The organism is Flagellimonas sp. (assembly GCF_965215805.1).
GTDB lineage: Bacteria > Bacteroidota > Bacteroidia > Flavobacteriales > Flavobacteriaceae > Flagellimonas.
In genome coordinates this window covers 2,232,035-2,246,911 of sequence record NZ_OZ244124.1, presented here as the reverse complement: position 1 = coordinate 2,246,911, position 14,877 = coordinate 2,232,035, and the positions used below count along the sequence as shown (strand labels likewise).

Genomic DNA, 14,877 nt, shown 5'->3' with positions numbered 1-14,877 from the left:
ATAATTAATTTAAAAAGCCAAACCCCTATAGGAAATACACAGCCTACGGGTAAAATCAAAAAGTTATAAGAAAGAGAAATCGAAGATTTTCGATTGTTGTTATCTATTCCTGTCTCAATTATGGTTTTATCCAGTTTGAGGTCCTGAAACGAGTCCAGGACGAGGATAGAATTTAGCACCTTCTTGGACTAGGGCCAAGGGTTGCTAAGGCTTCATAGGGTCTATTCCCTCCACCTTTCTTGATAACTATTCAATACGTGTTTGAACTTACAGGACAAAGATAAGGGTAGATTATTTTAATATCCTAATCTTTTTTAAAATTTCAGAATTCAATACGGATTAAAATTCCCTAAAAGCGCTTATGAGACCATATTGAAGTTAAAAATCAGGTATTTCCTTTCATTTTCTTTGCTTGTCCAAAGAAAACGAAACAAAAGAAACGACACTTTCTTCGCAAGAATTTTCAGTTGTTTCCAACAGAAACCGATTTTGAAACCTCGCCATCCAGCTTAAGCCGGATGTGTACCATCGAGGATTTCCAAATCTATTCTCGAAGAAAGAATGTTACCTCAAAACAGAAAACTCAATTTGTGAGTCTGTGAAAACGGTATGTGTTTGGGTTTTGAAATCGCTTTCTTCTGCCTTAAAGATATTGTCCACATAGGTTTGTGGATTTAAATCGATGAGCGGAAACCAGGTGCTTTGTACCTGAACTTGAAGCTTATGTCCTTTTTTGATGGTATGGAATACATCCTGCAATTTGATGTTCACCTCCGTTTTTTGATTGGGCACAAAGGGCTCTGGCTTGGAGAAACTGTTTCTGAACCTGCCCCGTAAAACCTCACTCCTTACCATTAAATGGTAGTTGGTCAATTTTAAATGGTCCTGCATTTCTTCATTGGTCTCCACATTGGTGGGATGCACATCAATGATCTTGACTATCCAATCCGCAGCGGTTCCTGTTGTGGCCACTTTCAATTTGGCCATGATATCCCCAGCTAAGGTGAGGTCTTCTTCCAAAACTTCGGTTTCAAACACTAGCACATCTGACCTCCTTGCGGCAAAGCGTTGGTCATCTGTCATATATTTTCTAGGCGTAAAAACCGATTTGATGTCTTCGGAATAGGGAACCGGCTTCTTGACATCACTAATAAATTTAAGCGGGACGGTACTTTCAGCCACTTGGGTCAATTCTTGGTCTTCCGAAAGAAAAAATGTCTGTTTTTCAGCTTGTTTTGGAGGCCAGGCATCCAAAGTACTCCACTCTTTTTTCCCAGAATCGAACACATAGGCTTCAGGAAGGCCGCTATTTTGGTCACCCTCTCCTTTTAAGAAATGATTGAAAAACTTGGTTTCAATATTCTTCTGATAAAACAGGGAAATGGAATCGCCGAAATAGTAGTTCCCAACTGCATTTCTGGCTTTTTTTCTAGCCCATCCCCCATGGTCCCATGGTCCAAATACCATGGTATTGTAGTTTCCAGTATTATGTTTTTCAATGTTTTTATAGGTTTCCAATGGCCCATAAAGGTCTTCTGCATCAAACCATCCACCCACAATCATGGTGGCCACATGGGATTTTACATTTTTCAAATGTTGGATAATACCCCTACTTTGCCAGAGTTCGTCATAGTTGGGATGTTCCTTCAGCTCATTCCAGAAGTAATCATCTGTCACTCCATCGGGTCTTAAGGTTGGGGTATCCACCGTTTCATACTCAAAAAAGGAATTTAGGTTTTTAAGGGGGCCATTGTCCAAAAAGAACTGGTACTGGTCTTCCGTCTGAATATCTGGTAAAACATACCAAGCGGTGTCAATGGGTTGATCATTATTGGGTCTTGGCGTACCAAAAAGAGAAGTTGCCCTGAAATAGCTCAATAAATAGGCCCCGTTATGGTGAAAATCGTCAAAAAAGAAATCCCCAATACAGGCTTGTGGTGAGGCCGCCTTTAATGCTGGATGGGCATCTACCGTGGCATAAGTTGCGTAAAATCCTGGGTAGGAAATCCCCCAAACACCAACTTTTCCATTGTTATGTTCCAGATTGTTCACCAGCCATTCAATGGTGTCATAGGTATCCGAACTTTCGTCCACTTGTTCATTGGAAGTCTTGTTGGGTATATAGGCCCGCATATTTTCATAATGCCCTTCGCTCAACCATCTCCCGCGGACATCTTGGTAGACTATGATGTTACCCTCTTTCATCAAATGTTCGTTGGGGCCAATTTGAGACCGATAGTTCCCTGCTCCATACGGTCTGGAACTATAGGGCGTGCGTTGCATCAAAATGGGATATTCTTTTGATCTGTCCTTTGGTGTATAGATTGTGGTGTGCAATTTTACCCCATCCCGCATTTCAATATCCACCTCTTGCTTGGTATAATTCTCTTGAACAAAATTGACCTCCGCCGCTGTTTCAGTTTTGGCTGCTTTTTTACAGCTTGAAATGGTTAAGAATAGACCAATAATTGCTACCAAAGTTCGGATGGGAAATCTCATGTGGAAAATTTTAGTTGCTAAAGCTACTAAAGTTCAAAGGAGTATGCCAATAAAAAAGGGAACCAAAAGGTTCCCTTTTCCTGTCTATGATGAACACGGGGGATTTTAAATTCCAAATTCTCTTTTTACATCATCCAGCATGTTCAATTTCTCCCAAGTAAAAAGTTCCACTTCTTTTTCTACACGACCATTGTATGGCGACTCAAACACCTTGGTCAAAGTCTGGGGTTGTTTGCCCATATGGCCATAGGCTGCTGTTTCCAAATAAATGGGGTTTCGCAATTTAAGTCGGTCTTCAATGGCCGAAGGTCGCATATCGAACAATTCTGCTGTCTTTTCCGCTATTTCCCCATCTGAAAAATCAACGTTGGAAGTGCCGTAGGTATCCACAAAAATGGAGGTAGGCTCCACCACACCAATGGCATAGCTCACCTGTACCAAAATCTCATCGGCCACTCCTGCAGCCACCAAATTTTTCGCAGCATGTCTGGCCGCGTAGGCGGCACTGCGATCAACCTTGCTTGGATCCTTACCGCTAAAGGCTCCACCACCATGGGCTCCCTTGCCCCCATAGGTATCTACAATAATTTTTCGTCCAGTTAGTCCCGCATCCCCATGTGGGCCTCCAATCACAAATTTTCCTGTTGGGTTGATATGGTATTTGATATCATCGTTGAACAAGGCTTGGATATTACTCGGCAATAACTCCTTCACCTTGGGAATCAAAATAGCTATGATGTCCTCTTTAATCTTGTCCAACATCTTTTGATCTGAGTCAAACTCATCATGCTGGGTAGAGACCACAATGGTATCAATCCGTTGCGGAACGTTCTCATCCGAATATTCTATAGTTACCTGAGCCTTGGCATCTGGGCGCAAATACCCAATTTGGGATCCCTCTCGTCTTAACTCTGCCAAAACCTGAAGGATTTTATGGGAAATATCCAGGGCCAAGGGCATATAGTTTTCGGTTTCCTTGGTGGCATAGCCAAACATCATTCCCTGATCTCCCGCTCCTTGCTCTTCCTTGCTACCTCTATCAACACCTTGATTGATATCTTGGGACTGTTCATGAATCAAAGAAATCACGCCGCAGGAATCCCCACTGAATTGATATTCCCCTTTGGTATATCCAATTTTGTTGATGACCTCTCGGGCAATGTTTTGTACATCCAAATAGGTGTTGCTCTTTACCTCTCCTGCCAACACCACTTGACCGGTAGTGACCAAAGTTTCGCATGCCACTTTGCTTTCGGGGTCAAAGGCCAGAAAATTATCCAATAGGGCATCACTGATTTGATCCGCAATTTTATCTGGGTGTCCTTCACTTACCGATTCTGAAGTAAACAAATATGCCATAGTCCATTTTTAGTTGGATAGGATTTGACGGAAAAGTACAAAGGAGTTTACAAATCTCTTGTGAGAAGCCCGAAAGCCTGTCCGGGTAAACTGCTTTAGCATTTTTTGCTGCTGAATTTGAATCAGTTTATGAGGTTGCAATCAGTCAAATCTATCCTCATTTTGAAGCGCTAAAATACATCTTTGGAAGTAATTTTTAAAACTTTGTTGAAATCATCTTTTAGCCCCATTTATATCTGTTTTTTTTCTTCAACTGGATATACTTTGTATATTGCGCTAAGGGTTTCCCCATAGTACAAACACCAATCTAAAAAACACTACTACCCCATGCACATTGCTGTAGCCGGAAACATTGGCGCTGGAAAGACTACACTAACCAATTTACTAGCAAAACATTACAAATGGGAGGCCCATTTTGAGGACGTGGTGGACAACCCCTATCTGGACGATTTTTACACCCAGATGGAACGGTGGAGTTTTAATCTTCAAATTTACTTTCTGAACAGTCGTTACAGACAGATTCTCAAGATCAGGGAAAGCGGAAAGAACGTGATACAGGATCGGACCATATATGAGGATGCCCATATTTTTGCGCCCAACCTGCATGCCATGGGACTGATGACAAACAGGGATTTTGAGAATTATTCCAGCCTGTTCGAGCTTATGGAAAGTTTGGTGCAGCCCCCAGACCTTCTTATTTATCTAAGAAGCTCCATTCCCAATTTGGTGAACCAAATCCATAAACGCGGTCGGGATTATGAAAACAGTATTTCCATTGACTATCTAAGTCGATTGAACGAACGGTACGAAGCCTGGGTGAACACTTACGAAAAAGGCAAATTGCTTGTTTTTGATGTGGACAACATCAACTTTGTTGATGACCCTGAGGATTTGGGCAAGGTCATTAACCGTATTGATGCAGAACTGCACGGGTTGTTCTGATGATTCACCCTGCGAACATTTCTAAATTATACCAATCCACTTCCGGTATTGCCGGAACATAAAAGCAAAACCATGAGAAGCATTATTCCCATTCTGCTTGCCTTTTTTGTGGCCTCTTGCACCCAAAAGGAGGTTAAAAAGGAATACACTATCGTTTCAGGAAAATTATCCAACTCCGATATTGAGACGGTTAGATTGATTTCAATTAATGGCGACTTCAATATGGAAATTCCCGTGAGCAAGGAAGGTCAATTTTTGGACACCCTTTTTTTAACTGCCGACATGCCACATAGATTGACTGACGGTATCAACCACATTGTACTTTATCTTGAAAAAGGATATACTGTCCATCTTGATTACAACCTTAGGGATTTTGCCAATACAATTCAATTTGAGGGGGATGGGGCGGACCTGAACCGTTATTATCTCCAAAAACAGGATAAAAACCGGGAAATAGAAGGAATGGATTTTGAAACTTTTTATGGCCTTGAAGAACCTGCTTTCATCAAAAAAGTTGAAGAATTGAACTTAGCTATCAATGGTTTGCTCGATTCAACAGTTAACATTCCAGAATATGTTCGGGAAAAAGAGCAAAGGGCCATTGACCATTATAGTATAATTCAACTTGCGCAGTATAAGGATTTTGCTCATGCCGATGTTACGGCTAATCCAAATTTCACGGTTTCAGAGAACTTTCAGGACGAAAGATCCGGCATGTCTTTTTTGAACGAGGAGGATTTTGATTATTCAGTATTTTACAATTCCCTGGTACATCTGCATTACAAGGAACAAATAAAACAACGTGCGCAAAAAGACAGTTTGGCGGATCCCAATGAAGTCTTTTTTCAAGTGGTAGGGGAAATTCCGGTGGAAAATATCAAAAATTCAGTTCTTTATAGAACCGTTTGGGGCAGCATGCCCTATATCCAAAATGTGGATTCTTACTATGAAAAGTTTATGTCCCTTTCCACCAATGAGACCCACAAACAGGAAATCACTGATGCGTACAACCGAATCAAAAAAATAAAACCCGGTGCTAATTCCCCAACTTTTGAAGCTTATGAAAACCATGCTGGCGGGCATTCATCATTGGAAGATTTTCAAGGCAAGTACGTGTATATTGATGTATGGGCATCCTGGTGCGCTCCCTGCATCAAGGAGATTCCGGACTTAAAGGAAGTGGAAAAGAAATACCGAGGTAAAAACATAGAATTTCTAAGTATTTCCGTTGATACCGACCGTAGCTATGACGATTGGAAAAAAATGGTGGTTGACAAAGAGTTGACAGGGGTTCAATTGATTGCGGACAAGGCTTGGGATTCGGAATTTATTAAAGATTACCAAATCAAGGGCATTCCTCGATATATTTTAATTGACCCAGAGGGCAAAATTGTAAATGCCATGGCCCCAAGCCCCTCGGTAGATAAGCTGGATACTACTCTCGAAGCACTAGATCTATAAATAAGGTCCCGCTCCCTCAACAAAAGGGTGCATTCCCTCATTCTTGGTTTTTTAAGGTTGATTTTCAAGCTAGCTTGGTTCTAGTTAATAACTCCCTTTTACCTATAAAAGGAAAAAAATTGAAAATTATGGAACCCAAAAAGAATCAAGAATTGGAATTGAAACGAAATAGTCTGCTCTATTTTAGCATTGGATTGGCCGCTGTTCTCCTGCTGACATATGTTGCTTTGGAATGGAAATCCTATCAGAAATCACCTTACGTTGATATTGCCAAAGCCGATGTGCTATCAGAATTGGATGAATTACCCCCTGTTACTATTCAAGAACCTGAACTTCCAAAACCCAAAATTCAAGTACCGGCAATTATAGAAATTGCGCCAGACGATTTGGATATTCCAGAGACCCCTATTGAAGCCAATGAGCCAGATCAGGACACGGCAGTTATAGCCATTGATGATGTATCTGTGGTTGAAGAGGAAGAACCCGAATCCGTGTCATTTATTATTGTTGAGGACGCTCCTATTTTTCCAGGTTGTGAAAATGCTGAGGACCAAAAGGCTTGTTTTCAAGAAATGATGATAAAACACGTTAAACGGAATTTCCGCTATCCTGATATTGCCCAAGAAATGAGACTGCAGGGTCGGGTGAATGTAGTTTTTACCATTCAAAAGGATGGAAGCATTGGCGATGTAAGAATGCGTGGACCGCATGAGGTATTAAAAACTGAAGCCTCAAGGATTATATCCAAACTTCCTCAAATGACCCCTGGAAAGCAAAGGGGAACGCCAGTTAAAGTTCCTTTTTCCATTCCCATAACATTTAGATTGAATTAGCCCAATCTCAAATTTTCGGGAACAAAAAACCACGCCTTTGGCGTGGTTTTTATATGTTATGCAACCATAAGTTTATCCTTTGCTTGCCGTTTTGTAGTCGTCTACTAATTTTTGAACTTCTTCCTTGGTAGCTGCAACGAACTCCTCTACTTCTTCTTTTTGCTCTCCGGCAACTTCATAAGTGGAAGTAACCACAGCCTTAAATTCTCCCTCAGCAGTGTTGCTCATTTCCACTTTGATCTGCTTTTCTACAGGAATGGTTTCTTGGATTCCATCCTCGGTAATGGAAATAGTTGTTCCATCCTCCTTAAGCATGCTCACCTCATCAGAAGACAAGCTAACCAAGCTAGGAGCAATAACCAAGGCCACAACGGACATCAACTTCAACAAGATGTTCAAGGAAGGTCCTGAAGTATCCTTGAATGGATCTCCAACCGTATCACCAACAACTGCAGCTTTATGGGCATCGGAACCTTTGCGTCCTTCACTCTCAATAGTTTTCTTGGCGTTATCCCAAGCACCACCTGCATTGGACTGGAAAATAGCCATCAACACACCTGCAGTGGTCACACCAGCTAACAAGCCACCCAACATATTGGCACCACCCAAGAATCCTACAGCAACAGGTACAGCAATGGCCAAAAGACCTGGCAATACCATCTCCTTAATGGAGGCTGTGGTGGAAATTTCAACACACTTGTCGTATTCCGCTACACCATCTGCAGCATCAAATATCTTTCTATCTTCTTCGGAAGCTTTGGAAATATCAGAATCGTATTTCACCATTACTTCCAAAGCAGCTTTCAATTGAGGGATATCCCTAAACTGACGTCTAACTTCCTCAATCATAGCCATAGCAGCTCTACCTACCGCATTCATGGACAGGGCAGAGAAAACGAATGGAAGCATTCCCCCGATCAATAAACCAGCCATAATCTTTGGTTGGGAAACATCGATGGATTGGATACCCGCAGTTTGCATAAAGGCCGCAAAAAGTGCCAATGCCGTTAAGGCAGCAGAAGCAATGGCAAATCCTTTACCAATAGCAGCGGTAGTGTTTCCTACAGCATCCAACTTATCTGTTCTTTCACGCACTTCACTTGGCAATTCTGCCATCTCTGCAATACCACCGGCATTATCGGAAATAGGTCCGTAAGCATCAACCGCCAATTGGATACCCGTATTGGCCAGCATCCCTACTGCAGCAATAGCAATTCCATAAAGTCCAGCAAAGTGGTGGGATACAATGATAGCTGCTGCAATCAAGATAATAGGGATCATAGTAGACATCATTCCAACACCCAATCCTGCAATAATGTTGGTAGCAGAACCTGTTTCGGATTGACGTACAATGGAATTCACAGGTTTAGTACCTGTACCGGTATAATATTCGGTAACCTTACCTACCAACAAACCGGCAACCAAACCAGAAATTGTGGCCCAGAAAACACCCATGGCTCCAAATGGAAGTCCTTCTATGGATTCCGGAATAAAGGCATTGATCAAAAAGTATGAAGCTACCAACATCAGGGCAGCAGAACCAAATTCACCAATGTTCAAAGCGGTCTGTGGGTTACCTCCGTCCTTAACTCGAACAAAGAAAGTACCAATGATAGACATCACAATACCAACCGCGGCCAAGGCCAACGGTAAATAAACGGCACCAAGTCCATCAAAACCCGGAGTAACAATGATAGCTCCCAAAACCATGGTACCGATTATGGAACCTACATAAGATTCAAAAAGGTCAGCACCCATACCGGCAACATCTCCTACGTTGTCACCAACGTTATCCGCAATGGTTGCAGGGTTCAATGGGTGATCTTCAGGAATTCCAGCCTCTACCTTTCCTACAAGGTCAGCACCAACATCCGCAGCTTTGGTGTAAATACCACCACCCACACGGGCAAAAAGTGCAATGGAAGAAGCACCCAAGGAGAAACCGGAAAGTACATTTAACACTTCACTAAGCGCCCATCCCTGTCCGCTATATACCATAAAAAGGCCACTTAATCCAAGTACCCCCAAGCCAACAACACCAAGACCCATTACGGCTCCACCGGCAAAGGCCACTTCCAAGGCTTTACCCAAAGAGTTTCTGGCCGCATTCGTTGTTCTAACATTGGCTTTGGTAGCAACCTTCATCCCGATAAAACCAGCCAAAGCTGAACAAACAGCACCTACAATGAAAGATACAGCTACCATTCCGTTAGAACCTTCTTCGCTACTTCCTTTAAAGTAAAGAAGGATAGCCACGGCTATTACGAATATGCTGAGTATTTTGTATTCTGCCTTCAAAAATGACATTGCCCCATCGGCAATATTTTTGGCGATTCTCGCCATTTTATCATCTCCTACTTCTTGTTTTGAGACCCATACGTTTTTAATCAATACGTACAACAAGCCCAAAACACCGAATGCGGGCAGAAATTTTACGATTAGTTCCATAATTATGTAGTTATTTATGAGTTTTTAAGTGGCAGCAAAAGTAGTAAAATACAGACTAATAAAAAAAATGCGCTCCTGTGGTTCAAAAGCGCATTAATCGTGGGCAAAAATTGTCTAAATGGTAAAGGTGCGTTTCTTTTTATGCTCGCTCTCGTTATAGCGATCCACACACTTTCGATAGATCTCAATGGCTTCATTGACATCACCCCATCCCCCTGTATCTACTTTCTTTTCTTCCAAGTCCTTATAGACCTTAAAAAAGTGCTCTATTTCCTTTTGTCTGTGTGGATTGATATCGGTAATGTCGTCTTTTTTGCTCCAAACGGGATCATTTACGGGAACACAGATAATTTTCTCGTCAGGACCTTTTTCATCGGTCATGTGGAAAACCCCAATGGGCTTCACCTCCATTACCACCATGGGGTAGGTTGGTTCGGTTCCCAATACCAGAACATCCAGGGGGTCTTTATCCAAAGCCAGGGTTTCAGGAACAAATCCATAATCACCAGGATACATCATGGAAGAGAAAAGGGTTCTATCAAATCGGATTTTATGTAGGGCAAAATCGTATTCGTATTTGTTACGACTTCCTTTTGGGATTTCTATCAGTACATCGAAAGTAACTTCTGCTTTTTTCGCCATGAGCGTGCTATTTAATTTTTTGCAAAAATAGCCACAAACCAAGGATTTGCGTCAACAAATTGCACACATTATGTTGATTAAAAGTTAAATCCGAAGGTTCCTGTCACCCCAAAACGCCGTGCATCGGGATTATCGAGATAATTGCCACGGAAATTGAAGTCAATCCTGAAGATTTTAAAGATGTTTCCAATCCCAAAGGAGTATTCCCAATAAATCTGATCTTCAGGTGCCATTAAAGGAATATTGGCTGGTGCACTCAAGGCCCGGTTTTCGTCTGAAAGTTGTCCCCAAGCTCCCCGAAGCCCCACAATTTCGCGGAGATTCCAATTTCTAAGTACCGGAATTCTTGAGAACAAACGCCCATTGAAGTTGTGCTCCAAATGAAGGGTGGCATAGGTATCCGTCACGAATTCATAAAAATCAAGGTTGGGAAAGGTATTGTACAAAGAAAACAAGGTCTGGTTTCCAGGTACTACGCTCAGCAAACTCAAAGGCACCTCTCCAAATGTCTTCCCTAGTTCCACACTACTGGTCAATCTACCAAAACCTCCTATTTGCCAGGGTTGGCGGTAGGAGAATTGGATCCGTTCGTAGTCGAAATCACTTTCCAAAAACCCACTGATCCCTTTGGTATAGTTGAGAAGAATGGTACTGTAATCATCGTTCACCGAAACAGGCTCCACCCCATATCCAATGATCCTCCTTCCAGGGGTATAAATTAAGGTGGTATTGATGTCAAATTGTTTGACCTCTGATGAAACTCCACCAGGCACTTCAGGGTCTATATAATCCAAGTTGAAATCATCTGGCAAGGCCGAGCTTAGGGTACGCATGGAACTCCCAAACCGAACCCTAAAGTTCTTCACAGGCTCCAGTTCCACATTGACCGTGGAGAGGTCAATATTGGTCAATCGGTTGTTGTTCCCGACTGTTACAAGGGAGGACGAAGCTATGCTTCTGCCCAAAACATCATTGGTACTGGTTAGACTCAATCCCAACTGTTCAATATCCCTACGATGACCCCCGGACAAAATCAATCGTGATTTCCTATCCAACAAGAACTTGGCAGAAAGTCCATGTTTGAACTTCTTATCCGTAAAGCCATAGGCCATATACCCTTCCAACCGCCAGGTATCATTTTGACCAAAATAAGTCCTTGCACCAGCCCTTAATCGGGTTCCCTCGGCGTCGTTGAACCCGAAGGTGCTGTATATGTCGCCGATGTCAATATTCCATTTGTCAATCTCCACATAGCCAGAGCCGAGAATACTGACAATGTCATAATAGGTGCGGAACTTGGGCACTGTTTTTAAGGTATCCAGAAGTTTGAAAATCCCTGATTCATCCTCATTCAACGTCTCCAAACGGGCATTGCTCCAAAACGTGCTATCCCTTGCAAAAACCCGAGGATCATACGGGTCTGAAACAGCTTTATAAAAGTCCTCAGGTCTACTGGTATCAAACTGGTAGTTATCATAGACGGATGTCCGCTTTCCATAAATTCCCCGGGATTTCTCCTTTTTGGAAAAACTGAAATCGCTCAACATATAATCCCGTTTCAACAAAAAGACAGAATCGTTGACCACATCAAACTCCTGTTCAATATAAATTTCCTTGACCCAGTTGATGTTGGCACTCTTGGTAACCTGAAGGTTTATTTTTTTGATGGCATAGGTAGTATCCGCAACCCAAAAATCCCCTTTAAAGGTCAACTCGTTCTTTCGTCTTGGGTAATAGATAATGTTATAACACCACTTATCATCTATATAGGTACTATCCGAGAGTACATAATTATAGGTATCCACTCCAGTTTTTGAGAGCGGGCTAGTAAAACTCTTATCGAAAAACTTCAGATAGTTCTCGTATACATCATAATCGGAGTACAGGTCTTCCACAAAAGCAGTAATGGATTGATGCCCATCAAAACCTGAACTTTTATTCCCCAATACATCCTCTTTTTCTTCACCCAAAAGGTTATCACCATAAACTTTGGAAAAGGTTTCGTTCAAAAACATGGGGAGATAGGTCTTTCCTGTAACCCTAGAGGTATCCAGGTTTTCGAACATAAACTCCAATCCTTTAAAGAGCTTACTTTTAATCAGGGCGCTATCAATCGTGTTTAGGTCAAACTCTACTTTTTCATACTTATCGTATTGGTATTGCTTGAACTTGCGCACTCCATTTTCCCGTTTCTTGGCCCATATTTTCTTGAGGATATCAATGGCGGGATTATTTTTTTTGGATTGCTTACCTGTATATACAATGACTTCCTTCAACTGCTCCGTGGATTCCTCCAATACCACCTCCATGTTGTAGTTGACCCTTTGAGTGAGCTCAATCACCATGGATTCATAGCCAATGAAAGATACTTCCACTGACGAATAAGTGTTATCCGATTCCAGATAAAAACGACCATTGTCGTTGGTAATGGTACCCTCTGTAGAATTGGGAAACACAATATTGGCAAAGGCTATGGGAGAGCCATCAGCATCTACCACAATACCACTGACTTTGGTTTGCGAGAAAAGGGAACAAAAGGATAACAGAAAAATAGGGACAAGGAATCTTCTCATGTTCTGATACATACGCACCGCGAAACCGAGATGGTTTTTCAAAAGTGCTTGGTCATTTTTGTTTAAAAGTAATTTTCTATCAAAAACTATTCCTTAAAAAAAGCCTCATCAACTTTTTGTTGACGAGGCTAATATACCGTACAAATATATGTAACTTATTTATATAACACTTTCTTAACAGCCTTGATCACGTCGTTATGATTGGGCAACCATTCGGCCAACAATACGGGAGAGTACGGTGCCGGGGTATCAGCTGTGTTAATTTTTACAATTGGGGCATCCAGGTAATCAAAAGCTTTATCCTGAACATGATACGTAATTTCAGTGGCCACGTTGCCAAAAGGCCAGGCTTCTTCCAAAATTACCAAGCGGTTGGTCTTCATTACCGAATTTAGAATGGCGTCGTGATCCATTGGTCTTACTGTACGCAAGTCGATAATCTCACAACTTATGCCTTCCTTCTCCAGTTCATCCGCTGCCTTATAAGCCTCCTTGATGATCTTTCCGAAGGAAACAATGGTTACATCGGTTCCTTCCCTTTTGATATCAGCAACACCCAAAGGAATGGTATACTCCCCCTCCGGCACTTCACCCTTATCGCCATACATTTGCTCTGACTCCATAAAAATAACGGGGTCATCATCGCGGATAGCGGATTTCAACAAACCTTTGGCATCAGCTGGGTTGGATGGCACCACCACTTTCAATCCCGGGCAATTGGCATACCAGCTTTCAAAAGCTTGTGAATGCGTGGCCGCCAACTGACCTGCGGAAGCAGTAGGCCCTCTAAAAACGATAGGACATGGAAATTGACCGGCAGACATCTGTCTGATCTTGGCCGCATTGTTTATGATTTGATCTATTCCCACCAAGGAGAAATTGAAAGTCATGAATTCTATGATAGGACGATTCCCGATCATGGCAGAACCTACACCTATACCTGCAAATCCCAATTCAGAAATGGGGGTATCCAGCACGCGCTCCGGGCCAAATTCATCCAACATTCCCTTGGAAGCTTTGTAGGCTCCGTTGTATTCTGCAACCTCTTCACCCATCAAATAAATGGTATCATCCCTACGCATCTCTTCGGTCATGGCCTCGGCTATGGCTTGCCTAAATTGTAATGTTTTCATTAAGTAGTACTACTAAGATTAGTTGTGTGCTTAAAAATGCAAGCAAAAATAGCAAAATCTATACGAACAACGGAAGTAGGAAAAACAAAAAAAAGTACAAAATTTATTATGCATGCATAATAAATTTATCATTTTTATAGCTATCTTTGAAGCGATAAACATATACAAGATATGAAGATTTTAGTTTGCATTAGCAACGTACCGGATACCACTTCCAAAATCAATTTTACGGATGGGGATACCAAGTTTGATACAAACGGGGTTCAATTTGTTATTAATCCCAATGATGAGTTTGGATTGACCCGCGCCATGTGGTTCAAAGAAAAACAAGGAGCTGCGGTACATGTTGCCACTGTAGGAGGCGCACAAACCGAGCCTACCATTAGAAAAGCTTTGGCCATTGGGGCCGATGAGGCCATCAGAATCAATGCGGAACCTACAGACGGTTTCTTTGTGGCCCGTCAGTTGGCCGAAGTAATCAAAAATGGAGGGTATGACCTAATCATAGCCGGACGTGAATCCATCGACTACAACGGAGGCATGGTTCCAGGTATCTTGGCCACCCTGTTGGATATGAACTTTGTAAACACTTGTATAGGATTGGAAGTGGATGGCACTTCAGCCACAGCCATCAGGGAAATAGACGGCGGAAAGGAAACCATTAGTACCTCCTTGCCACTTGTTATTGGTGGTCAAAAAGGGTTGGTAGCCGAAAGTGATCTCCGAATTCCCAATATGCGCGGAATCATGATGGCCCGGAAAAAGGCATTGAATGTGGTGGAACCCGTAGATGCGCCACAGCCTACCCAAGACCAAAAATTTGAAAAACCAGCTGCCAAAGGCCCTGTAAAGTTGGTGGATGCAGGAAATGTAGGCGAATTGGTCAATCTTTTACACACCGAAGCCAAGGTAATCTAAATCACAAAAAACAAATTCCAAATTCCAAACATCGAGCATCCAGCATCAGTTTTGAAATAGGAATATTAA

At 42.1% G+C, this 14,877-nt stretch carries 10 protein-coding genes and 1 riboswitch; of the genes, 4 read left to right on the top strand and 6 right to left on the bottom strand.

Annotation, left to right across the window (positions count from 1 at the left end; translation table 11 throughout):
- Window positions 1-123: 123 nt before the first annotated feature.
- A riboswitch (SAM riboswitch) is annotated at window positions 124-249 on the bottom strand.
- A gap of 315 nt (window positions 250-564) precedes the next feature.
- Window positions 565-2,499, bottom strand: a complete 1,935-nt coding sequence (locus ACOOE0_RS09840; protein ID WP_420398756.1) for a CocE/NonD family hydrolase — start codon at window positions 2,497-2,499, stop codon at window positions 565-567.
- 105 nt (window positions 2,500-2,604) lie between these two features.
- Entirely contained in the window at window positions 2,605-3,858 is a 1,254-nt protein-coding gene (gene metK, locus ACOOE0_RS09835) for a methionine adenosyltransferase (protein ID WP_420398755.1), read from the bottom strand.
- 327 nt (window positions 3,859-4,185) lie between these two features.
- Between metK and ACOOE0_RS09830 the strand changes: the two genes are divergently transcribed.
- From ACOOE0_RS09830 to ACOOE0_RS09820, 3 genes are all read left to right on the top strand, one after another.
- Window positions 4,186-4,800 carry a deoxynucleoside kinase gene (locus ACOOE0_RS09830; protein ID WP_420398754.1) on the top strand — a complete coding sequence of 205 codons (615 nt, stop codon included), beginning with the start codon at window positions 4,186-4,188 and terminating at the stop codon, window positions 4,798-4,800.
- A gap of 72 nt (window positions 4,801-4,872) precedes the next feature.
- Complete coding sequence (locus ACOOE0_RS09825) at window positions 4,873-6,261, top strand: TlpA family protein disulfide reductase (RefSeq protein ID WP_420398753.1); 1,389 nt, start codon at window positions 4,873-4,875, stop codon at window positions 6,259-6,261.
- A 128-nt stretch (window positions 6,262-6,389) separates the two neighbouring features.
- Entirely contained in the window at window positions 6,390-7,094 is a 705-nt protein-coding gene (locus ACOOE0_RS09820) for an energy transducer TonB (RefSeq protein ID WP_420398752.1), read from the top strand.
- A gap of 72 nt (window positions 7,095-7,166) precedes the next feature.
- Here the strand turns inward: ACOOE0_RS09820 and ACOOE0_RS09815 are convergent, their stop codons facing one another.
- From ACOOE0_RS09815 to ACOOE0_RS09800, 4 genes are all read right to left on the bottom strand, one after another.
- Window positions 7,167-9,542 carry a sodium-translocating pyrophosphatase gene (locus ACOOE0_RS09815; RefSeq protein WP_420398751.1) on the bottom strand — a complete coding sequence of 792 codons (2,376 nt, stop codon included), beginning with the start codon at window positions 9,540-9,542 and terminating at the stop codon, window positions 7,167-7,169.
- Between the two features lie 114 nt (window positions 9,543-9,656).
- Window positions 9,657-10,184 (bottom strand): inorganic diphosphatase, encoded by a 528-nt coding sequence (locus ACOOE0_RS09810; RefSeq protein ID WP_420398750.1) that lies wholly within the window; start codon window positions 10,182-10,184, stop codon window positions 9,657-9,659.
- Between the two features lie 77 nt (window positions 10,185-10,261).
- Window positions 10,262-12,757 (bottom strand): DUF5686 family protein, encoded by a 2,496-nt coding sequence (locus tag ACOOE0_RS09805; protein WP_420398749.1) that lies wholly within the window; start codon window positions 12,755-12,757, stop codon window positions 10,262-10,264.
- Window positions 12,758-12,912: 155 nt separating this feature from the next.
- The gene (locus ACOOE0_RS09800) at window positions 12,913-13,890 is read right to left on the bottom strand and encodes a pyruvate dehydrogenase complex E1 component subunit beta (RefSeq protein WP_420398748.1); all 978 of its coding nucleotides are present in this window, start codon (window positions 13,888-13,890) and stop codon (window positions 12,913-12,915) included.
- Between the two features lie 171 nt (window positions 13,891-14,061).
- On the opposite strand from ACOOE0_RS09800, the gene ACOOE0_RS09795 reads away from it, so the two are divergent.
- Window positions 14,062-14,808, top strand: a complete 747-nt coding sequence (locus ACOOE0_RS09795) for an electron transfer flavoprotein subunit beta/FixA family protein (protein WP_420398747.1) — start codon at window positions 14,062-14,064, stop codon at window positions 14,806-14,808.
- Window positions 14,809-14,877 lie beyond the last annotated feature (69 nt).